The 24,025-nt window shown below is 62.1% G+C and carries 10 protein-coding genes; all 10 read left to right on the top strand.

Going from position 1 to position 24,025, the window contains the following annotated elements:
* Positions 1 to 17 precede the first annotated feature (17 nt).
* The 10 genes from IP79_RS05925 to IP79_RS05880 all read left to right on the top strand — a co-directional run bounded on the left by IP79_RS05925 (position 18) and on the right by IP79_RS05880 (position 24,006).
* On the top strand, positions 18 to 1,499 hold the full coding sequence (locus IP79_RS05925; RefSeq protein ID WP_054118365.1) for a DUF2779 domain-containing protein: 1,482 nt from the start codon (positions 18 to 20) through the stop codon (positions 1,497 to 1,499).
* Positions 1,500 to 1,513: 14 nt separating this feature from the next.
* On the top strand, positions 1,514 to 2,140 hold the full coding sequence (locus IP79_RS05920; RefSeq protein WP_054118385.1) for a hypothetical protein: 627 nt from the start codon (positions 1,514 to 1,516) through the stop codon (positions 2,138 to 2,140).
* A gap of 136 nt (positions 2,141 to 2,276) precedes the next feature.
* Positions 2,277 to 5,720: a TM0106 family RecB-like putative nuclease gene (locus IP79_RS05915; protein ID WP_054118364.1), complete on the top strand. Its 3,444-nt coding sequence runs from the start codon at positions 2,277 to 2,279 to the stop codon at positions 5,718 to 5,720.
* Complete coding sequence (locus IP79_RS15755) at positions 5,717 to 9,019, top strand: AAA family ATPase (RefSeq protein WP_233994101.1); 3,303 nt, start codon at positions 5,717 to 5,719, stop codon at positions 9,017 to 9,019. Before IP79_RS05915 ends, IP79_RS15755 begins: the two co-directional genes overlap by 4 nt.
* Complete coding sequence (locus tag IP79_RS05905) at positions 9,016 to 9,759, top strand: PGN_0703 family putative restriction endonuclease (RefSeq protein WP_054118362.1); 744 nt, start codon at positions 9,016 to 9,018, stop codon at positions 9,757 to 9,759. Before IP79_RS15755 ends, IP79_RS05905 begins: the two co-directional genes overlap by 4 nt.
* Positions 9,756 to 11,087, top strand: a complete 1,332-nt coding sequence (locus IP79_RS05900) for an McrC family protein (protein WP_054118361.1) — start codon at positions 9,756 to 9,758, stop codon at positions 11,085 to 11,087. The genes IP79_RS05905 and IP79_RS05900 overlap by 4 nt, the downstream gene beginning before the upstream one ends.
* A gap of 9 nt (positions 11,088 to 11,096) precedes the next feature.
* Positions 11,097 to 12,074, top strand: a complete 978-nt coding sequence (locus IP79_RS05895; RefSeq protein ID WP_054118360.1) for a helix-turn-helix transcriptional regulator — start codon at positions 11,097 to 11,099, stop codon at positions 12,072 to 12,074.
* Between the two features lie 69 nt (positions 12,075 to 12,143).
* Complete coding sequence (locus tag IP79_RS05890; protein WP_054118359.1) at positions 12,144 to 17,258, top strand: DEAD/DEAH box helicase; 5,115 nt, start codon at positions 12,144 to 12,146, stop codon at positions 17,256 to 17,258.
* A complete protein-coding gene (locus IP79_RS05885; protein WP_054118358.1) occupies positions 17,255 to 20,056 on the top strand; it encodes a DEAD/DEAH box helicase in 2,802 nt (933 codons plus the stop codon). The genes IP79_RS05890 and IP79_RS05885 overlap by 4 nt, the downstream gene beginning before the upstream one ends.
* Positions 20,056 to 24,006: an Eco57I restriction-modification methylase domain-containing protein gene (locus IP79_RS05880; RefSeq protein WP_054118357.1), complete on the top strand. Its 3,951-nt coding sequence runs from the start codon at positions 20,056 to 20,058 to the stop codon at positions 24,004 to 24,006. Before IP79_RS05885 ends, IP79_RS05880 begins: the two co-directional genes overlap by 1 nt.
* Positions 24,007 to 24,025: the final 19 nt, after the last annotated feature.

Here is a 24,025-nt window from a genome sequence, read left to right as displayed (position 1 = left end):
GCTGTAGGAAACCCAGCATGATACAAACTCACAGTTCCAATCGCCGCTTCGGCCTATCCAAATCGAAGATAACTGCCTTCGAACAATGTCCGAAGAAACTATGGCTTTCGGTCCATCGGCCTGAAGTAGCCGAACAGGATGACGGTGCCGAAGCGCGGTTTGCCACTGGAAACACCGTGGGCGAGATTGCTTGCGCCCTGCATCCAGGGGGTGTGATGGTCGACCCCCCGTCACTGTCCGAAGCGCTGGCCAAGACGTCTTCGCTGATCATGGGTGGCCATCCCGGCCCGATTTTCGAGGCAACCTTCGAGCATGATGGCGTGCTGGTGCGGGTCGACGTGCTCGAACGGCTGGAAAGCGGGGGCTGGACCGCAGCCGAGGTCAAGAGTTCGGGCAAGGTCAAGGATTACCACCGCGGCGATCTTGCCACACAGATCTGGGTCATGCGCGAGGCGGGGGTTGAGCTGAAACGCGCCGCCATCCGCCATATCGACACCAGCTTCGTGTTGTCGCGGGAGGGTGATTACGCTGGGCTGTTTACCGACGCCGATTTGCTCGGCGAGCTGTATGACACCATCTCCGCACGCCCTGAAGTGGTGGCGGAGGCACGCTCGGTTTTGTCTGGCGATGAACCTCGGAAGGAGATGGGTGATCATTGCAATGCACCCTTTATCTGCGAATTTGCTGCCTATTGCAGCCGCGACCTACCGCAAGGACCGGAATGGCCTGTGACCCTGCTCCCCTATGGCGGGGGCAAGCGCTGGCTGGAGCGCGGGGTCGATGATTTGCTCGACCTTGCCGAAGCCGATCTGAACGACCGCCACGCCCGCATCCTTGCCGCCACCCGCGACGGCATCCCGTTCCACGATGCCGAAGGCGCACGCAAAGCGATGTCCGGGTGGGGCTGGCCTCGTGCCTGGCTTGACTTCGAGACCGTCGCCCCTGCAATTCCTCGGTGGTTAGGCACGCGCCCCTTTCAGCAGGTTCCGTTCCAGTTCTCGCTTCACCTCGAACGGCGCGGCGGGCGCATGACCCATCACGAGTTCCTGAGTTGCGACGGTAGCGACCCGCGCCGGGCCTGCGCCGAGGCGCTGGTGGCGAACATCCCCACAGGCGCCACGATTATCGCCTACAATGCCGCGTTCGAGCGCAGCGTTCTGCGAGCGTTGGCGACGTCCTTCCCCGATCTTGCGCCGCGCCTCGAAACGATGGCGGAGGCGACTGTCGATCTCCTGCCCGTCGCCCGCAATCACTGGTATCACCGCGATCAGCGCGGCAGCTGGTCGATCAAGGCGGTGCTCCCGACCATCGCCCCCGAGCTAGATTATGGCGCGCTTGAAGTGAAGGATGGCGGCGATGCGCAGGCGGCATGGTTCGAAGCTGCCGATCCGGTTTGCGATCCGCTGCGGCGCGAGGCGCTGGAAGAGGCGCTCAAGACCTATTGCGCGAGGGACACGTGGGCCATGGTCGCGGTGGCCCGATCCTTGGCTGGCAGCTGATGGGGCTGATAGTTATGCGACGACCGAAATCAGTTTCCGCGCTCGAAGATATTGGCCGAGTGCGCCTGTCCGAAAACTTCTTCATGCGCGACATGCTCTATTCCGAGATCGCCAATCTCTATGGCATCCCCAACATCCCCGATGATCCTGACCTGGCGATCGCGGCCGGGACCCGGCTGTGTGAGGACCTGCTTGAGCCGATGTGGGAAAAGCTGGGACGCATCTCGATCCGCTCGGCGTTCCGCTCCTGCGCGGTCAACGAAGCGGGGGTAGGTAAGCACAATTGCGCGCGCAACGAGGCGAACTACGCCGCCCATATCTGGGACCGGCGTGACGCCGATGGCCACATGGGCGCGACTGCGTGCATCGTGGTGCACAGCTTCCTCCCTTACTATGAGCGCACCGGAAACTGGCAGGCGCTGGCGTGGTGGGTGCACGATCATGTGCCGTGGAATGCCGGGCTGACGTTCTTCCCCAAGCTCGCGGCCTTCAACATCTCTTGGCACGAAAAGGCAGAGCGCAGCATCTACAGCTATGCGGCTCCGAAGGGGTGGCTGACCAAGCCGGGAATGGGCAATTACAATAGCTCGCACATCGGCGACCATGAAGCGTGGCTTGCCGAAGCAGGCGCTGAGGCCTGACCCCCGGCTTGCAGCGTCAGCGGGCCGCCTTAAGGGTAGCGCCAGTCGGTAGATCCTTGCAATTCTCGTTCATTATCATTTCGATGACCAATTCTGTCGTATCGCTGCCCTAAGCCTGCGATCGAAGGGATGATCCATGCGCCTCCACGAAGGACAAACACTTTTTTCGCCCACCGACCTTGTGCGGTTTCTCGGTTGCAACCATGCCACCGCGCTCGATCTGGTGCGTCTGGCCGATCCGGACGGTGCGCCCGCACTGGCCCAAGACGATGCGATGGCAAAGCTGGTTCAGCAAGCCGGACTCGAGCACGAGGAACGGTTCCGCAAGCAGCTTGCGGGCGAGGGCGAGCTCGTCGAAATTCCCACTAATCGGTCTTTAGATGAACGTGCCCGGCTAACGACCGAAGCCATCCAGAGGGGCGTGCCCGCAATTTTTCAGGCGGCGTTCCTGCAGTCCCCGTGGAGCGGCTTTGCTGATTTTCTGGTGCGGGTGGAGGAGCCCTCTGCAATGGGTGCATGGTCCTATGAACCGGTCGACACCAAGCTCGCCCGCTCGGCCAAGGCTTCACATCTCGTCCAGCTCGGGCTTTATGCGCGAATGATCGCGACCATTCAGGGTCGCAGCCCGCGGCGGGTTCACGTCGAACTCGGTGACGGACGGCGCGAAAGTTACCGGTTCGTCGATTTCGCCAAGGTGCTTTCGGCCGCAATTGAACGGTTCACGGACTTCGTGTCAGGCGATCCCGGCGCCACGAGCCCCGAGCCATGCGCCGCTTGTCCGTTGTGCCCGTGGCGCGAGCATTGCGGCGCGGTGTGGGAAACCGAGGAGCATCTTTCGCTCGTCGCCGGGCTCGGGAGGCCGCAGGCTCAGAAGCTCAAGGACGCCGGGATCGAGACGTTGGCGGCGCTTGCACAATTGCCCGATCGTATCAAAGTGCCGCGGATGGCGCCCGCGACGCTGGACAAGCTGCGCGCCCAGGCCCAGCTGCAACTGGCGCGGCGGGCCGGCGGCGAGCCTGTGGTCGTGGCGCTGCCGGTGGAAACAGGGCGAGGCCTCGCCCTGCTGCCACCGCCGGATCCGGCGGATCTGTTCTTCGATCTCGAGGGTGATCCGTTGGAGGACGGCGGTCGTGATTATCTTTGGGGCGTGCATTACCGCGATGGCGGACGATCCGAGTTTCGCTTCCGCTGGGGTCACGATGCGGCCGAGGAGCGTCGCGCCTTCGAAGACACGCTTGACTGGATGGCTGATCATCTCGTCCGTAATCCGGGCGCCCACATTTATCACTACGCGCCTTATGAGATTACCGCGCTGCGCCGTCTTTCTACGCTGCATGCCAGCCGCGAGGCTGTGCTTGATCGCCTGCTGCGCGAGCGCCGCTTTGTCGATCTCTACGCCGTTTTGCGTCAGGCCGTGCGCACCTCGGAACCCAACCTCTCGCTCAAGACGATGGAAGTTTTCTTTGCCGAAAAGCGCGACGGGGCTGTGACCAAGGCTGACCAGTCGGTGGTCGAATACAAGAGCTGGCAGCAGACCGGCGAACAACGGATCCTTGATGACATCCTCGAATACAACAAGGTCGATTGCGAGAACACCGAAGGCCTGCGCGACTGGCTGGTGTCGCTCCGCATGGATCACCTACCCTGGCGAGACATCGGTCCGCCGGTTGCCGTGAGCGAGGAGAAGTCTGAACAGCGCGAGCAGGCCGAGCAACGCTCAAGGCGGCTGATCGAAGCAATTGATGCAGGCACTTTGCCAACAACACCCGCGGGCCGTGCTCTGGTCGGACACCTGACTGAATTTCACCGCAGGGCGGACAAGCCTGCCCTCTGGGAAATGTTCGATCGTTGCGAGCGCGAGGTTGACGAGCTGGTTGAGGACACCGAATGCATCGGTGCGATTGAGCCTGACCCCGACGGCGACGGGGTATGGCGGCGCCCGGAGAAACGTAGCACCATCGCCCGCTATCGCTTTCCGCCCCAAGAGACGAAGCTGCGCGAAGGCGATGTCGTATTGCATGCGCCGACGCTGTCGAAAGTTGGAACGATCGTCGCGCTCGATGGGGAAGCCGGGCAGGTCGAGGTCAAGCGGGGCAATGGTGCGAAGGGTATTTGGCCCGAGGACGGATCCCTTATTCCCGAGCCGACCGTCCCCAGCGAGATCCTCGTCTCTGCAGTCCGCCGCGTGGCAATGGCTTGGGCGGGGATGAACGAGGCGCAGTGGCTGCACGGCGATACCGATCCCGACGGTCTGGAAACATGGTCCTGCGGTCTATCAGACGGCCCGCCCTACCGCGCGCTCCTCGATCTGATTGAACGCGAACCGCCGCGCCTTGTCGGATGGGAGGGCGGACCGCTGGTTCGTGAAGGCGAAAGCCTTGTCGAGGCCGCAACCTTGCGCTGCCTTGCTATGGACGAGACAGCCTTGTTTATTCAGGGACCGCCCGGCACCGGCAAGACCTACACTTCGGCCCACGTGATCTGCGCGCTACTGGCGGCAGGCAAGCGCGTTGGTGTGTCGAGCAACAGCCATAAGGCGATCAACAACCTGCTAGCCAAGATTGAGGACGTTGCCGAGGAAACTGGGCTCGACTTCTGCGGTGTCAAAAAGTCCACGCGAGGCAAGGAGGATCAGCGGCTTAACGGGCGCATCATCACCGACGTTGAAGCCGTGCAGGACGTCCACGATTATCTTCCGGATCTGGTTGGGGGCACGGCGTGGCTGTTTGCGGACAGCGATTTCGATCAGCATTTCGATTACCTGTTTATCGACGAAGCGGGGCAAGTGTCTCTTGGCCATCTGCTGGCGATGGGTTCGGCGGCCAAGAATGTCGTGCTCGTTGGCGACCAGATGCAGCTATCCCAGCCGATCCAAGGCGCGCATCCGGGCGAGAGCGGCTTATCAGCGCTCGATTACTTGTTGCAGGGCGAAGCAACTGTGGCGCCCGATCGGGGAATCCTGCTCGACACCAGCTGGCGAATGCATCCTTCGATTTGCGGGTTTATTTCCGAGGCAGTCTACGATGGGCGGCTCAAGGCGCATCCCGACTGCGCACGCCAACGGTTGCACCTTTCGCGTGGTCATGATCCGGCGCTGGCGGAGAGCGGCATCAGCTTCGTAGCCATGGATCATACGGGATGCGGCCAGCGCAGCGATGCCGAGGTGGCGCGGGTCAAGCAGCTGGCCGAAGCACTGATCGGCACGCCGTTTACCGCGCGCGACGGTTCTCAAGGGACCATCGGCTGGAACAACATTCTGATCGTCGCGCCCTATAACGTGCAGGTCAACGCGCTTAGGGCTGCGCTGCCGCAAGCCGCGAGGGTGGGCACGGTCGACAAGTTCCAGGGTCAGGAAGCCGAGGTGGTGATCGTCTCGCTTGCGACTTCCAGCCCCGATGACCTGCCGCGCAACGTTGAGTTCTTCTACTCCAAGAACCGCATCAACGTCGCCATCAGCCGCGCGCGCACGCTTGCGCTCGTGCTGGCCAATCCGAAACTGCTGGAGCTCGATGCAAAAAGCATTGAACATCTGAGACTTGTGAATACGCTGGCCTGGGTAGCCGAGGAGGGGTGCAAGTGAGAAGACCTGATATTCAGGCCGTAGAACGAGCTGCAGCTGAGTTCGATCGGCTCGGGCGCGGCGCATTCATGAAGAAATACCAATTTGCTGACCGAAACATCACTTATGAAGTTGAAATTGATGGCAAAAAGTATCCATCGAAAGCAATCTTCGGCGCAGCATTTGCCTACATGCCCGACGGGGAAGCTCGTGACAGCGAAACATGCAACGGCACCGAAGCTCGGGAGCATCTAGCGCGGCTTGGCCTTCGCATCGTGGATCGGCGCGGTGATGTGTCTCAAACCCAAGCTGACCGAATTCGTGATTTTGTAATCACCAACTTCATAGAACCAGCTCGGCAGAGCCGCGAGCGTGTGGTCGAAGTCGTGTCTGGTGATGTTCACACCCGTATGGGCCTTGAGAACGCTATGCCTGCGGTCTGCGGAGCGCTGGAAGGGCGGATGTTTGCGGAAAGAGCTAAGGTTACCCTGATTGATCGACGCAGCCCGATTGGCAGCGATCAGCCCAGCTCGACTATTCGCTATCGTTTCGGGCTGCAGGGCGGGAACGATATCCAGATCGACCGCGCCGCTTTGGAGCGCCTGAGGGATAAATTCCTTTCAATTCATCATGATTTCAAGACTTTCGATGAAAGTCCAAGCTTCGCGTCGTTGGAGCGGGACTATAAGCATGTAGTTGTGCTGAAGGCTGCCTTGACCCTCGCTGTGGAAGGTCAAAGCGACGAAGCTCTTGGCGCTGCACTCATCGACCTCTTGGCTGGGCGAGCAGGGGTAGAATGCAATCTCATCGATTGGCGGGCGCAAAAGGTCATCGATAATGCGCGCACGTCGCATCCAGGCTTAGTTGAAGCGGCTACCGGACGACTGGCGCGCGCTGAAGATTCTGTTGAAGGCGTCGTCGCCTATCTGGCGACCGTCTGGCCGGTCATGCGCGGGGATTTGCCGAGCAATCCTTACGCCGAAAGCAGGATGTTCCCCACAATGCTTCGGGCCCTTGTTGAGCCGAATGGGGTATTGCCGATCCGATCAACACCAACCGACTATGCCGCGCGCTTGCTGCTTGGCAGTCCTGCTTTCGCAAATGCGCCCCTTGCGCGCGGTGAACTCGAACGGGTGAATGCCATGGCCCGCGAAATTTTGCGGATCATGGATGAAGATTGGAACTGGAACCCGCGTGACATGTGGGACGTCCAAGGCTTTCTTTGGGTAACCTGTAAGGACAAGCTGGAAGCGCCCCGCGAACTTGATCCGGTGCCAATATGGATGGTCACTTCGCTTTGGGGACAAGAAGACGGCTTGCCGCGCTTTGTCGAGCGCGGAGAGTGGAGCCTGCTTACCGACACCGGAAGCGCCAACAACCGCCGCGTTCGCGAAATGCATGCTGGCGATCGCATCTTCTTGAAGGACTTCGTGCCGCGCGCCCGCGATCTGCCCTTCGATGTCGGGACGGGGATCGTCACCGCGCTGCGTTTCCGCGCCGAGGGCACTATCACTGAGGTGAGTGAGGATGGCCTCCGGGTCGGTGTCGACTGGCAGACGTGGCCGGAGCCGCGCACCTGGTTCTTCTACACCAACAACGACGCGGTCTGGCGGCTGCGCGAGCCCGGCGACAGCGTTTATGCCGATCAACTGCGGCGCTTCCTGCTCGACGGCGAGCCGCAAGACCACGCCATGTTTCTGAATGATCCCTTCTGGCGCGACCGGCTGTTCGGTGCCGGAGCAAGCGACGAGATGCCGACCATGCAACCCACGAACCTCATCCTTTATGGCCCTCCGGGAACGGGCAAGACCTATCGCACAGCGCAGGAGGCTGTGCGGCTGTGCGGCGAAACAGCGCCTGACGATCGCGACGAGCTCATGCGGCGTTATGAGGAGCTATCCAAGGCAGGTCGCATTCGCTTCGTGACGTTCCACCAGAGCTTTTCCTACGAGGAATTCGTTGAAGGGCTGCGGCCAGAGACCGCCCTTAATGATGAGCAAGAAGGGTCTGTGGGCGGGTTTCGTCTCGAACCGGTTCCCGGAATCTTTCGTGAACTGTGTGCAGTCGCGGAGGAGGCTCGCAAGCGCCCTAAAGCCCATCAACCCGGTTTCGATTTCACTGGACGCAAATTCTGGAAGATGAGCCTTGGCAGGGTGGGCCAGCAGGATAGCGTCTATGATCGGGCCATCGAAGACGGGCACATTTCCCTTGGCTATGGCAGGGACATTGACTGGTCGGATGAGCGTTTTGCGACACTCGATGCGATCCGCAATGAGTGGGAGAGTGCTCCGCGCGAGGATGACCGTCCCAGCAATTACCGTCAGCTTCACCCTTTCCGCAACGAGCTGAAGATCGGCGATATTGTGATCGTTCCTGCCAGCAACCGGACATTCCGCGCTGTCGGTGAGGTGGTCGGCGACTATTACTATGAGCCGGAAGGGGAGCCGACCTATTACCACAGGCGCCGCGTCCGGTGGTTGGTTGTCCTGGATGAACCTCTTCCGCTCGATACGATCATCGAGGGGGATTTCATGATGCGATCCTTCTATTCGATCCCTGCTAGAAGGGTGAACCACGATGCATTGGCCCGTCTGATCCAGCCCGTTGCAGCATCGGATAATGGATTTGCTGACAGTGGAGAAACACAGCAATTCGTCCTGATTATCGATGAAATCAACCGTGCCAATGTCTCCAAGGTGTTCGGTGAGCTGATCACGCTGATCGAACCCGACAAAAGGCTCGGCATGCGCAATCCCCTCAAGGTGCGGTTGCCCTATTCCAAGCGCGAGTTCGGGGTGCCGGCCAACCTCCACATGATCGGCACCATGAACACCGCTGATCGGTCGATTGCGCTGCTCGACACCGCGCTGCGCCGGCGGTTCCGTTTCGAGGAGATGGCGCCTGACACTTCGATCCCTGCCTTCATCGCTGCGGAGAACTCGACCGGCTTGCCGCTGGGTGCCGTCCTCAACACCATGAATCGCCGGATAGAATACCTCGTCGACCGGGATCACCGTATCGGCCATGCGTTCTTCATCGGCTGCGACACCAAGGCTGACGTCGATGCGGTGATGCGCGACAAGGTCATCCCGCTGCTCCAGGAATACTTCTTCGACGACTGGAACCGGCTCGCAGCTGTGTTGGGCGAGAAGGACAAGGGCGGCAATTTCCTGACCTGCGAGATCATCGAGGATCCGATGGGCGAGGGCGGGGAGCCGCTGAAAAGCTGGCGGGTTCGGTCGCATTTCGATGAGGGGGCCTATACCCGGCTCGTGTCCGCGCGCGCTGCAACGCCCTCCGATTTGGAGGATGAAGCTTGAGCGGGGCGCAGCCGGTCTTCCTTCCGGGCGTGCCCGAGGACAAGGTGCGCGAGATCTTTGGGCGGGCGGCGGGCAATGAGATTGCCAGCGGTAAGTTTGCCAGTCCGCAGAGCAGCGCGGCACTGGCGGCAAATGGCTTCGGGTGGTTCCTTGACCGGCCCGCCGATTGCCCGCTGTTTCCGTCGGTTGCCGACCTTGGTGGCCCGGTGACTGCGGTCGCAATCGAACGCGAGCTGCGCTTCCCGTGGAGCGGCGGGCGTCATCCGTGGCTCGATGCGGTGGTGTGGACCGACACTCAAGTCATCGGCGTCGAATCCAAGCGCTACGAGCCCTATCGCGACAGCAAGGTTGCAGAGTTGTCCGACGCTTATGACCGCGATGTCTGGGGTGAGGGCATGCAGGGTTGGTGCGCTATGCGGGACCTGCTGCGGGCCGAACCACGGCGCTACAAGCATCTCGATGCCGCGCAGCTGGTAAAGCATGCGCTGGGCCTTGCGACCGAAAGCACCCGGTCAGGCCTGTCCCCCGCGCTGGTTTACCTCTACGCCGAGCCGCAGGATGCCTGCCGCAACTCGCTAGAGGCCTTCCTTGCCCACCGCCGCGAGATCGAAGATTTTCACGGCATCGTCGCGGGCAACCGAGTGCGCTTTGCCACGTGTTCGTGGGGCGGATGGTTGGCCTGCTTTACCGGTGAGGCAGCCGATCATGCCCGCGCGGTGCGCGAGGCATTTGCCCCGTGACGCATCTGACGATCCACGAGTGGGGCCATGTCCGGTTTGGCGATCATGGGCTGACCCAAACCCACGCTCACGCGCTTCACGCGGCTGCCTGCGAGCACCCGCTGGCGCATGATGATGCGACCAATATCCTCGTTCTCGGGCGCGACCGGATCATCGCGCGCCAGATGGTCGGGATGGTTTCGGCCAAGGGATGCAGCCTGGAGATCTTGCCCAAGGTCGATTCTGATGCCGGGGCAGAGGAGAGCGACAAGACCGTGCGCAGCCGCCTCGTGCGGATGCTGGATGTGGCGCTCGGGCTCGACCTCGATAGCGGGGCCGAGGCTGCAATTGCCCGGCAGAAGAGCACTCTGCTGGAAATCCTGATCGACGCCTTTGCCACCCGCCTGCTTGCCGAGGTGCGGCGCGGCCTGCCGCGCGCCTATATCCAGTGCGAAGAAGATCTACCGGCTTTGCGCGGCCGGCTTGATGTGACCCGCCAATTCACCCGCAATGCAGTGCGGCCCGACCGGCTTGCCTGCCGCTTCGATCAGCTTGAGGCTGATACGCCATTGATGCGGATCATGGCGGCGGCCACCGTGTTCCTCGCCCGCCATACCCGCTCCCTCGGCACCCGGCGCAAGCTTGACGAGCTGCGACACGCCCTGGCTGACATCCCGCTGATGCCGATCACGCGGCTGCCATGGCAGGCAGTGCGAATCGATCGCACCAACCGGCGCTGGGAGGCGCTGTTCCGGCTCGCCCGGCTGCTGCTCCAGCGCGATTGGCAAGCGACCCACCATGAGGCAAAGGCCCCCGAGGGCCTGACGCTGCTGTTCCCGATGAACGACCTGTTCGAGAAGTATGTCGCGGTGCTGCTGCGCCGGGCGCTGGCGGGCAGCGACATCGAAGTGCTCGACCAAGGCGGCCACCGTGCCTGCCTCGGCGCCTTCACCGGCGAGCATCTCGAAAGCGGCAATGTTTTCCGCACAAAGCCCGACATCATGCTTTGCCAGCGTGGCCAGGTCGTGGCGATCATTGACACTAAGTGGAAGAAGCTCAGCCCCGACCCGCTCGATCGCAAGCACGGGGTAAGCCAGGCCGACGTCTATCAGCTGATGGCCTATGCGCGGCTTTATCGAACGGCCGAGCTGATGTTGCTCTATCCCGGACGACCGGGGCAGGGGTGCGCTGAGCGCGCGCAGTTCGGCATGGCGGGCGGGAGCGAGCGTCTCAGGATCGCAACGGCGGATGTCTCGCTGGACGAGCAGGTTTTGATCGAGGCTCTCAGGACACTGGTGATGGAGCCCTCGGCCGCCGATGCGGTCCCATTACTTCTGGCAACAGAATAGCGAGACGCCATGGCACGCAATGCAAAACTCGACCGGCTGCTCACCCTGGTCAAGGCGCTGGGAGAGAGTGCCGAAGGTCTGACCCTCGACGAGATGGCCGAGCTGATCGGCGCCAACCGCCGCACCGCCGAGCGGCTGCGCGATCTCATCCTCGTGCACTTCGATCTCGAGGAAAGCGTCGATGACCGCCACAAGCGCTTCCGCATTCCGGGCGCGCTGCCGTCGCCTTTCACCCAGCCCAATGTCGCCGAGATCGCCGCTCTGCAGTCGCTCGCCGATACCGCTCGGAAGGCGGGATCGGCGCAGGCCCTTCTGCTCGAAACCCTGGTTGGCAAAGTGCAGGCGGGCCTGAGGCGCGAGGTCAAGAGCCGTATGGCTCCAGACCTTGACCCGCTAGTGCGGCTTCAGCGCCACCATGTCCCCGCTGGCCCGATGATCGAACATGCGCCGGAGACCGTGGCGCAGGTTCAGGGCGCGATGATGGCCGGGATGTGCCTTGAATTTGATTACCTTGCCGACGGTGCGACAGAGCCGAAGTGGCGGCGGGTCATTCCGTTGGGCCTGATCCACGGGCCTGCGACCTATCTGATCGGCAAGATCCCCGGCCGCGATCTGGAACCTGCCCCCTATCGTCTCGATCGCATTACCGAAGCTCGGGTCAGCAATCAGCCCGGTGCGGCGAGCGAGGATTGGGATTTGGACCAATGGATGAGCGCCAGTTTCGGCATCTGGCGCGAACAAGGCCACGACATCGTGTTGAGAGTTGCTCCGGAAAGCGCCGAACGTGCGCGTCGGTGGCGTTTTCACCCTCAGCAGGTGATCGAACAGGATGGTGATGAACTGGTGGTGCGATTTTGCTCCGGAGGCCTGCGCGAGATCGCAGAACATCTGTTCACGTGGGGTGGTGCGGTGCGGATCGAGTCCCCGGACGAACTTCGGGCGGTGATGCGGGAGAGACTGTCTGCAGCGTCTCAGAGTTTCGCTTAGCTTTCCTAGATTAACCGCTGCAATCCGCCCATTGGCGGCTATGATGGGCATAATACTCAAGGGGTTGCCATGAACGTTTTCGAGCTCGATGCTGATCTGATCGCCAGATACGAGAAGTTCGCGCGTTCGTTTACCTCGATCCGTGCCTCAGACCTTCGAGAGCAGATTGATGCTGTTTATGAAGGTGGCAAGTTCTGGCCCGAACCGCTCATCGGGCTCAACCCCGAGTTCAAGCGCGGACGCTCAGTTTCTGACTTAGCCCAGCAAGGGGTTGTCGACCCGGATCTTGAAGCTGTCTTTTCGCTCGGGTCTCCTCGCACACCTATCAGCTTGCATCTCCATCAAGAGCAGGCGCTGATGAAGGCGCTGCAAAACCGGAACTACATCGTCACGACCGGCACCGGGTCTGGCAAATCGCTTTGCTTCTTCGTTCCGATCATCAACCGGATCCTTGCTGCGCGGCGTGCTGGTGAGCCGCGGCGGACACGCGCGATTGTGATCTATCCGATGAATGCTCTGGCCAACTCGCAACGTGAGGAGTTGGAGAAATTCATCGAACACTGCGGCTTGGACACGAACCTAAAGCCGACCTTCGCGCGCTACACCGGTCAGGAGCAGGACAGCGAACGCAGGACAGTGGCCGCCAATGCGCCGGATATCATCCTGACTAACTTCATGATGCTCGAGCTGCTGATGACGCGGCAGGATGAACTCGACCAGCAAGTTATCGAAAACATGAAAGGGCTCGAGTTTCTCGTTCTTGACGAGCTCCACACCTATCGCGGTCGCCAAGGCGCGGACGTTGCCATGCTTGTTCGCCGGGTGCGCGAACGCATGGGGTCGAACAAGATGCTGTGCGTTGGCACATCGGCTACTATGGCATCGGGCGACGAAGACGCAGGACGAAATGCGGTATCCAAGGTCGGAAGCACGTTGTTCGGAAGTCCTGTTTTCTCAGAAGATGTTATCACGGAAAGCCTTGTTCGGCGCACTCAGGGCTTGCCGTCAGACGCTGCACTGCGTGCCGCCATCCTCGAGTCTGCCGAAGCTGCAACATTCGAAGAATTCGCTTGCGATCCGCTCGCCTGCTGGATCGAGATGAACATCGGGCTTGATGGCGGCGAAGTCCTGAAACGTGCGACCCCGAGCACGATGACCGAGGCGGCGGACGCGCTTGCACAAGTGACGCAGCTAGAGCCGACGCAGTGCCGCGCTGCTATCGCTGAGCGGCTGGTCGCCATGAATGAATGTCGCAATGACCGCGATCAGGCCTTCATGGCTTTTAAAATTCATCGCTTTCTGTCGGGTGCAGGGACTGCGCATACAACGCTTGCGCCATCCGGTAGCCGCCGTGTTTCTCTGGTTGGCGAGAAGTTTGACCGAGAGGAGACCAGATCCCGGCTCTATCCCGTCTATTTCTGTCGGGACTGCGGTCAGGAAGTCCATAGCGTCTCGATCGACAACTGGGGCAGTGTCATCGCTCGTCCTATCGACGTCGCTCCTCGCCCTGACGCGACAGGCGAAGATATCGAACACGGCTTTCTCGTGCCCGATGCGAGCGGTGATCTCGAGTTTGCAGGCGATGTCGAAGACTATCCCGCCAGTTGGCAGGAGACCACCGCAACGGGGCAGTTGCGTCTCAAGAATTCCCATCGCGGTAAGCACGATGGCCGTCAGATGCGACTTGGACGGGATGGCCGGCATGACCCGGAAGGCCTGCTATGCTGGTTCTTCCCCGGTCAGTTTCGATTCTGCCCGCACTGCAAGAGCCAGCCTGCGCCGCAAGCGCGCGATATCAACAAGCTGGCAGGACTTTCGGCAGAAGGCAGAAGTTCCGCAACGACCCTGATCACAACGGCAGCGCTCGACTGGATGGAACGGGCAGGTCAACCGGTCGAGATACATCGCCGCAAACTGCTCGGCTTTACCGATAATCGGCAGGACGCAGCCCTCCAGTCAGGCCATTTCAACGACTTCATCTTCGTAACATTGCTGCGCGGCGCCATGCTGCAGGCGGTGCGGTCAGCGGGGGAAGATGGCCTCTCTCATGAGGAGTTCGGAAACGCGCTTAGAAAGGCGCTCGGGTTCGATCCCGATCTGCGGGAGCGCCGGACGGAATGGATGCTCGATCCCGACCCGGTGAGTTTCTCCGCAATCGATGAAGCCAAGAAGTCGATCAACAGGGTGCTCGCGCACCGGCTTTGGAATGACCTGCGCAGAGGCTGGCGTTTTACCAACCCAAACCTCGACCAGCTCGATCTGATCAGGATCGTCTATCCTGGGATTCGGATGTTGGCCGAAGATCAGGCGACATGCTCAGGCGCACATCGCGAACGCATGAGCGAAACCGAAGAGCGCGGCTTCTCGATCTTGTCGCAAGTCCCGGCGGACAAACGCGAGAAGATGTTCCGGCTGTTGTTCGACCATATGCGTCAGGGCTTGGCTATCGCAGTCGATGCGCTCGATCCGAATGAGCTTGAAGCGGTGTCGATCAAGTCGCGCCAGTTCCTCAAGGACCCGTGGGCTATTTCGCAGGAGGAACAGAACCACGACCTCAGCGCGCAGACAGCGCTGGTCGTGGGCACGCAAGGCAGCAAGTATGACCGAATCGTCCGTGTTTCAGCACGCGGTGGTTTGGCGAGGACGATCGCGGCTGAGGTCGGTGACCTGCCCCTTGTTGATCGCGAGCCACTTATTGAAGCGATGCTCCTCGCAGCTGCGCGGCATCAGATGGCGCGGGAGTTTGCAGCCGGTCAGCTCTTGGGTTGGCGGCTTGCGCCCGGCGCGCTGCGGATCATACCGGGTGAGGGGCAACCGAAGAAGGGGCAGGACAACAAGTTCTTCGCCGAGCTCTACTCCGACGTTGCCGTGCGGCTTGCTGCACCCGGCGGGTTGCCTCTGGCATTTGAAGCGCGCGAGCATACCGCACAGGTCGAGTCCTTGCTCCGCGAGATGCGCGAATGTCGTTTTCGCTTCGGGGACAGCGACAAGCAGCGCATGGTCGAGATCGCCAGCGATGCCAAAGTGATCGCAGAGAAGCGGGATTTCCTGCCGCTGCTCTACTGCTCGCCTACCATGGAGCTTGGCGTCGATATCTCCCAGCTCAACGTCGTCTATCTGCGCAACGCGCCCCCGACCCCGGCCAATTACGCCCAGCGTGCCGGGCGGGCGGGACGAAGCGGCCAAGCCGCTCTGGTCGTCACCTACTGCGCCGCCCAGAGCCCTCACGATCAATACTATTTCGAGCGTCGGACCGATCTCGTTGCTGGGATCGTCAAGGCGCCCGCGATCGATCTGGTCAACCCGGACCTGCTGGCCTCGCACGTCAATGCTGAGTGGCTAGCGGCAGCGAAGGAAGGTCTTGGCAAATCGATCCCCGAAAATCTCGATATGAATGATGAGGCTTTGCCGATCTGTTCACGGCTGATCTCGGCATTCGCCTCGGCGACGAGCGATATAGAAGCGCGCGAGCGGGCGGTCAGGATCGTCGGCTCGGCGCTGCCGGCAGAAGGTTCACCAATGACCGGTAGCCCCGAGGATTTCGTGACGGCCCGGTGGGGGATCGCGGGGCATGCCATTGACCAAGCCTTCAAGCGCTGGCGCACGCTCTATCGATCAGCAAACGAAGAGCGGCGTGAAGCATCGGCTATCGCTGATCGGCCTGGCCTTTCGGCTCAGGAACGCAAGGATGCCCGGTCGCGCTACGTGGCGGCCGACAAACAGGTCGAACTTTTGGCCAAGGGTGTCTCATCAGCAAGCTCGGACTTCTACGCCTATCGCTACTTGGCGACCGAAGGCTTCCTGCCTGGCTACAATTTTCCGCGGCTTCCGCTCTACGCCTTCGTCGATAGTGACCGTGGATCGGCAGTGCTGCAGCGACCGCGCTTTCTGGCAATTGCCGAGTTCGGGCCAAACAGCCTCGTCTATCATGAGGGCAAGGCGTTCAGCTGCAACCGCGCCAAGCTTCCTGCTGGCACTCGAGGTAACGATAACAAGCTCATCACATCGACGATGCGCTGCTGCCACGCCTGCGGTGCCGCTCATAGCAGCGAGACCATCGAACGGTGCATCGTGTGTCATGAGCCGCTCACCGAGGAAGGGCGACTGTCGAAGCTTTATCGGATCGAGAATGTCGATGCGGCCCCGAGGTCTCGCATTACGGCGAACGACGAGGACCGCCAACGCCGCGGATTCGACCTGAGGACAATCTTTGAGTGGGATCCGGTTCGCCAGGAAAGCCTGTTGCTCAAGACTTCGGACGGACCTTTGGCAGCGTTGCGTTATGGCCCGCAGACCAAGCTTTCGCGTGTGAACCTCGGCTTGCGGCGCCGTGCGCATAAGGAACATACAGGCTTCGATATCGACACGATCTCGGGCCGCTGGCTCAAGAATGAGGCGCAGGGTGAGGATGAGGGCTACGTCGACAATAGCGCCAAACGCCAATCTATCGTGCCTGTCGTCGAAGACACCAAGAACGCGCTACTGCTGAAGTTCGATCATCTGATCGAGCTCGACAACAATCAAATGGCGACACTGCAGCATGCGCTAGTGCGCGCCATCGAAGCCGAGCATGTGCTGGAAGCGGGCGAGCTTTTGGGCGAACCCCTGCCGACCAAGGACAACCGCAAAGCGCTTCTGTTCTACGAAGCCTCTGAAGGCGGTGCTGGCGTTCTGAAGCGGTTGATGGATGGGCCAGAACATTGGCGTCGCCTCGCCGCCGTCGCGCTCGATCTGATGCATTACCGTCTCGAGGCGGGCAGGCTCGTCGCGAAAGATGATGCCTGTGTTGCCGGCTGCTATCGCTGCGTCCTGTCCTACTACAACCAGCCAGATCATGAGATGATCGACCGGCGTGACGAAGGGGTGCTTGATGTGCTTGTCGGGCTCGCCGCGTGCGAGAGGGACTGGCCTGCGAGCGGTCCTGCGGGCGCCGACACCCAATCTGATCCTTGGCTTGCGGCCTTCGCCAGCTGGGGTTTGCCTGCGCCCTCGAGCGAGACCATTGCGGGGATCGAGTATTCCATGGTCTGGCCCGGCCACATGGTGATGGCGGTTACGCAATCTCCATCGGACGCCTTGCGTGATCGCTGCGCAGAGCTCGGCCGAGAATTGATTGTGCTGCCCGATGAACCCGGCACCACGCCGCCATCAGATCTGGCGATCGCATTGGGAGTTTCTGCATGACATCCGTTTCCGTTGCCCCCGGCCAGCTCCAGATCGGTGACCTGGTGCATGCCCGGGGACGCGAGTGGATCGTGTTGGCAAAGCCGTCGGAAGGCCTTCTGCGGGTTCGGCCTTTGTCGGGCTCGGAGGACGATGCGATCCTCATCGCCCCGAAACTGGAACGCGAGCCCGTGCGTGAGGCGAGCTTTGCTCTGCCCAACGCAGAGCAGCTAGACACGCAGGATGCCGCACGGCTCCTGACCGATGCACTGCGGCTCTCCTTGCGCCGGGGGGCGGGGCCATTCCGCAGCGCGGCCCATCTCGGCGTCGAACCGCGTGCGTATCAGCTCGTGCCGCTGCTCATGGCTTTGCGGCTCGAGGTCAAACGGATGCTGATCGCGGACGATGTCGGCATCGGGAAGACGATTGAAGCCGGCATGATCCTGCGCGAGATGCTGGACCGCGGGGAGATCGACAGCTTCACGGTCCTGTGCCCGCCGCATCTGGTCGATCAATGGGTGGGCGAACTCGCCCAGAAATTCGACATCGATGCTGTGGCCGTTACCTCAGCGCGTGCGCGTTCGCTGGAGCAGGGTATTGCTCTTGGCGACACGATCTTCGGCGTTCATCCCTTCACGGTCGTGAGCCTCGACTACATCAAGGCCGATAGCCGCCGCGAAGGCTTTGCGCAGGCGTGTCCGAAGTTCGTGATCGTCGATGAGGCGCATAGCTGCGTCGGCGGCAGTGAGAAGGGCACCCAGCAGCGCTTCTCCTTGTTGCAACGCCTCGTCGAGGATGAGGCCCGCCACATGCTCCTGCTGACCGCCACGCCCCACAGCGGCAATCAGGATGCCTATGCCCGCCTCTTGAGCCTGCTCCATCCCGATCTGTCACGTGCGCCGGATACGCTCGATGCCAACGCCCTCGAACGCTACCGGCGGCGGCTTGCTCAGCATTTCGTCCAGCGTCGCCGGGCCGACATTGCTGGCAAGTGGGGCGAGAGCGATTCTTTTGCCGAGCCCATGAAGGCTGACGCACCCTATAGTTTGACGGGCGATTTTCAGGCATTTCAGGAAGATGTCCTCGAATACTGCTTGGGCGTCGCAACACGCGCCGATGGGGCGCAAGCTCGCCGTCTGGCCTTCTGGGGCACGCTCGCCCTGATGCGCTGTGTCGGCTCGTCCCCTGCTGCGGCATTGAGTGCATTGCGGAATCGGCTGTCCGGCATGGCCGATGAGGCTCTACTTGGGCCGGTCCTTTTCGACGACGATGACGATGAGTTTGCCGATACCGATATCGAGCCGGCGACCGCCGGAGACAGCGAAGAGATCACAAAACTTCGCCAACTGATTACGCAAGCCGAAGACCTGTGCGCGCGATTTGCTGACGATCCCAAATTTCGCGAACTTCTCGCACAGGTCAAGGATCTTACCAGCAACAAGGAAGCCCGCCCTGTCATCTTCTGCCGCTTCATCGCCACTGCCGAAGCTGTGGGCGAGGCGCTGCGCGGCCGCTTCAAGTCCCACACCGTCGAGGTTGTCACCGGTCGCCTCACGCCCGAGGAACGGCGCGCGCGGGTCGAGGCGCTCGAGGATCATCCCAATCGCATCCTGGTCGCCACGGATTGCCTGTCGGAGGGGATCAACCTCCAGTCGCTGTTCAACGCCGTGATCCATTACGACCTCAACTGGAACCCAACGCGCCACCAGCAGCGCGATGGCCGCGTCGACCGCTTCGGTCAGCAGGCTGAGCACGTCTGGTCGGTCATGATGTTCGGGGCGAATTCGATCATCGATGGCGCGGTGATCAAGGTCATCACCGAGAAGATGAAGCGGATTCAGAAGGAAACCGGGGTTATCGTCCCCGTTCCCGAGGACTCATCGAGCGTATCCAATGCCTTGATGCAGGCCATGCTGCTGCACTCGAGCAAGCCACGTGCGCAGGGCCTGTTCGATTTCGGCGACGCCGAGGCCACGCTCGAGACCCAGTGGCGCAATGCTCAGGAAAACGCTCATAAGACGCAGACCCGCTATGCCCAGACGGCGCTGAAGCCCGAGGAAGTGCTGCCCGAATGGCACAAGCTGCGCGATCTGCTCGGAGGGCCGGACGAGGTTGAGCGGTTCACTCGCCGCGCGCTGGCACGGCTTGATGTGCCGCTAGGGCAGCAAAGCAAGCATTGGCGTGTGCGCTATGATGATATGCCGCAGCAGCTCCGCGAGAAGCTCGCGACGCGGGGGCTGACTGGCACCCGCATCATTGGCTTCCGTGACAAGTTGTCCCCTAATGTCGCGCAGGTCGGCCGCACCCATCCGCTTGTGGCAACGCTCGCCGGAACAATGGCCGAGGGCGCGCTCGATCCGAACGGTGTCGAGGGTAAGGCGACCCTTGGACGGGCCGGCGTGTGGATGACCCGCGGCGTAGACAAGCTGACGGTCCTTCTCGCTCTGCGGCTACGCTTCAAGCTGGTCACCAGCGGGCGCCGCACTCTGCTCGCCGAAGAAGCGACCGGCATTGCCTTTGGCCCGCAGTCTAATGAGCCCATTGCGATCGGCGCCGAGGCGCTGGCCTTACTGGAGCACGAAGCCACCCGCAGTATCGAGCCGCCCGCGAACCAGCGCCAGATCGACCTTGCACTCGCGCGCCACGCCGATTTCCAACCCGCAATCGCCGCCTATGCCGCCGAACGCGCCGCCGCTCTCTCGCATGATCACGAGCGTGTAAAGGCCGCCACCCGCGGGGATGGCGTCACCACCACCGTCGAGCCAGTTCTGCCCGCCGACATCATCGGCCTCTATGTCCTCGTGCCGGAGGCCAACTGATGGCACGCCGTTCTTCCTCCACCGAACTCGGTCTTGTCGCCGTCACCATCGAGGGTGGACTGATTGCGCCCGAACAGGTGCAGAAGGTCATCGCCGCCGATCGCACCCCCAAGACTGCCGACAGCTACGCCTGCCCCAAAGGCACCAGCCTCGGCGACGAGATCGCGCGCTTCTTCCGCATCGGTCAGGCGATCTGGCGCGACTATGATCAGGCGGACGCCAAGACCATCGCCCGGACCGCCGCCTTCGCCCGCGACCTGCTGACCCAGTGCCTCGGCTTCACCGACCTGCAAGGCCCGGTCGAACACCGCGAGGGCACTCGCCGTTACCGCATCGCATGGGAAGGCAAGGGCGGCAGAGTTCCGGTAGTCGTCGCTGCCCCGGTTGAGACCGGCGATAGCTTCGCCAAATCCCAGCCCGAGTTCGGCGACGGCGAAGGCGGCCGCCCGCGCCGTTCGCCCACCGCGCTCCTGCAGGACTGGCTCAACGGCACCGAACACGCCCTGTGGGGCCTCGTCTTCGCGGGAGACCGCGTGCGGATCATGCGCGACAACGCCAGCCTCACACGCCCCGCCTGGATCGAGGCCGATCTCGGGGCGATGTTCCGTGACGAGATGTTCGCGGACTTCACCGCCTTCTGGCTCCTTGCCCACGCAACCCGCTTCGGCGCGCAGGAGGCTGCCCCATCCGATTGCCCGCTGGAACAGTGGCGCGAGGCCGGGCTCAAACAGGGGGTCGAGGCCCGCAAGGACCTCTACGCCAACGTCGCCACCGCGCTGGAGGAACTGGGGCAGGGCATCGTCACCGCCAACCCGGACCTGCGCGACCAGATCGCCACCGGCGCGCTCCCCATGCAGGCACTGTTCGAGGAACTGCTCCGCACCGTCTACCGCCTCATCTTCCTCGCCGTCGCTGAGGACCGCGACCTCCTCCACCCCCGCCGCACCCCGCGCGAAGCCCGCCAGCTTTATGCGCAAGGCTACAGCTTCACCTTCTGGCGCGAACGCAGCCGCCGCCGTGTTGCGCGTGACAGCCATCATGATGCGTGGGAGGCGATGAAGGTCACGCTCGCCGCGCTCGAACATGGCGAGGAAATGCTCGGACTGCCCGCGCTGGGCGGCCTGTTCTCCCAATCCTCCACCCGCCACCTCAACGCCGCCACCATCCCCAACCGCGCCTTCCTCGCCGCGCTGTTCTGCCTCGGCTTCATCCGCAAGGACGGAATCACCCACCGCATCAACTGGCGCGATCTCAAAACCGAGGAACTGGGCTCCGTCTACGAAGGCCTCCTCGAAATCCGCCCCAGCCTTACCGCTAGCGGCGATTTCCAGCTCGGCACCGGGGCCAAGGGCAACGACCGCAAGACCTCCGGTTCCTACTACACCCCGGACAGCCTCGTCGAATGCCTGCTCGACAGCGCCCTCAACCCGGTGCTCGAACGCGCCGAGGCATCCGGCGCAACGCCCGAGGAGAAGGTCGCCGCCATCCTCGATCTCAAGGTCATCGATCCGGCCTGCGGATCGGGCCACTTCCTGCTCGGTGCCGCCCGCCGCATGGCCGACCGGGTCGCGCGCCTGCGCAACGAGGATGCGGGCAAAGAAGAGACGCAGGCCGCCCTGCGCGATGTCGTCTCCCGCTGCATCCACGGGGTCGATCGCAACCCGATGGCGGTCGAACTCGCCAAGGTCGCGCTGTGGATCGAGTCCGTCTCGCCCGGCCAGCCCTTGGGCTTCCTCGATGCCAACATCCGCTGCGGAGACGCGCTGCTCGGCGTGTTCGACCTCGCCGTGCTCGAAGATGGCATCCCGGACGAGGCCTACAAGCCGCTCACCGGTGACAGCAAGGACGCGGCCAAGTTCTATCTCAAGCTGAACCGCGACGCGAAGAAGGGGCAGGGCGCCTTCGATTTCGCAGGCGGCGGCGGGTTCATGCCTTCCAAGCCCATTGCGGCGGGGCTCGGCCGGATCAAAGCGATGTCCGAGGATACCGTCGGCCAGGTCGAGAAGAAGCGGCAGGCGTTTGAGGCGTGGAAAGCCGATGCCGCACGCTACAGCACAGAAGTCGCCTGCGATCTCTACATGGCCGCCTTCCTGATGCCGAAGACCGAGGTGCCCGCGAGCCACCACCGTGCGATGGTGCCGACCACCGGCGATGTGCGGCAAAGGCTGGCGGGCGGTCAGGTCTACGGCCCGCTGGAGGGGGCTGCCCGCGAAGTCGCCGGCGCGGCGAGCGTGCTGCACTGGCCGCTCGAATTCCCCGACGTGATGGTGGGCAAGGGCGGCTTTGATGTGGTGCTCGGCAATCCGCCGTGGGAGCGGATCAAGCTTCAGGAGCAGGAGTTCTTCGCTGGGCATCCGGTGGCCGAAGAGCCTAACGCCGCCGCCCGCACCCGGGCCATCGCGAAGCTCGCCGAAGCGCCCGAAGGTTCACCTGACCGCAGGCTCTACGAGGCCTTCCAGATCGCCAAGCGTATCGCCGAAGCGACCAGCACCTTCGCCCGCGTGCTGGGTGAAAGTGGCGGGCGCTACCGCTACACCGGCACGGGCGACGTCAACACCTATGCCCTGTTCGCCGAGCACTTCCTTAATCTCACGCGCGAAGGTGGCGGGGCGGGGCTGATTGTTCCGACCGGGATTGCTGCCGATGCGACCTTTGCGCCATTCTTTGGCTATTTGGTCAACTCCCGGCGGCTTGCGGGGCTGGTTGACTTCGAGAACAGCGCGCCGCTGTTCGAGGGCGTCCATCGCAGCTTTAAGTTCTGTCTGCTGACCATCAGCAGCGCCGTGGCTGAGGCAACGTTCTCGTTCTTCCTCACCGACCCCGCACAGCTTGAACATGTTGAGCGGCGGTTCACTCTATCACCATCTCAGATTTCTCGGATAAACCCTAATACTAAAACCGCCCCGGTTTTTCGCGCACGACGCGATGCTGAACTGACCTCGGCGATCTATGAAAGAGTTCCGGTGCTGATCGAGGAGGAGCGGGGTGCAGCGGGCAATCCGTGGGGGTTCGACTACATGACGAAGATGTTCGACATGGCGGATAGCAGCCACCTGTTCCGAGATATCGGACAACTTGAGGCCGAGAACTTCGTCAAAGACGGCACAGATTGGGTGCAAGAGACAGGAACTCGATACGTGCCCCTCTACGAGGCCAAGATGGTCCATCATTACGATCATCGCTGGGCGACGTTCGATAATGCGAGCAGTCGCGACTCAACGCTTGCCGAGAAAAAGGACCCGGCATTTGAGCCTCTACCGCGATACTGGCTGAGCGTGAGCCTCGCAAAAGGTCGTCAGAAAACGAAAGATTGGGACCGAGGCTGGCTGATGGGCTGGCGCGATATCACCAACTCGACCAATGAACGGACAGCGATATTCAGCGTCTATCCGGCGTTCGCGATAGGCCACACGATCCGAAATCTGTTCCTGCGTCAGCCGACCGAAGTGGCCGCCGCTTTCATCGGAAACACCTGCTGTATTCCGCTCGATTTTGTGGCTCGCCAACAAGTCGGTGGGACGCACTTAACCGTGGAGATGGTCAAGCAGTTCCCCATCCTCCCCCCCAGCGCCTACGACGAAGCCGCGCTCGCCTTCATCGTCCCGCGTGTGCTGGAGCTTACCTATACCAGCCATTCCATGGCCCCCTTCGCCCGCGACCTCGGCTACGAAGGCCCGCCCTTCGCATGGGACGAAGACCGCCGCGCCCACCTGCGCGCCGAGCTCGACGCCTGGTATGCCCTCGCCTACGGCCTCACCCGTGACGAACTGCGCTACGTCCTCGATCCCAAGGACGTGATGGGCGAAGACTACCCCAGCGAAACCTTCCGCGTCCTCCAGAAGAACGAAATCGCCCGCCACGGCGAATACCGCACCCGCCGCCTCGTCCTCGCCGCCTACGACGAACTGACGGCCCAAGGCATGAGGCCGAGAGTGGAGGGGTATCGATGAATTTCAAAAAGGGGGGAAG

Source organism: Porphyrobacter sp. AAP60 (genome assembly GCF_001296025.1).
Classification (GTDB): Bacteria; Pseudomonadota; Alphaproteobacteria; order Sphingomonadales; family Sphingomonadaceae; genus Erythrobacter.
This window is presented reverse-complemented; position numbering and strand designations above follow the sequence as displayed.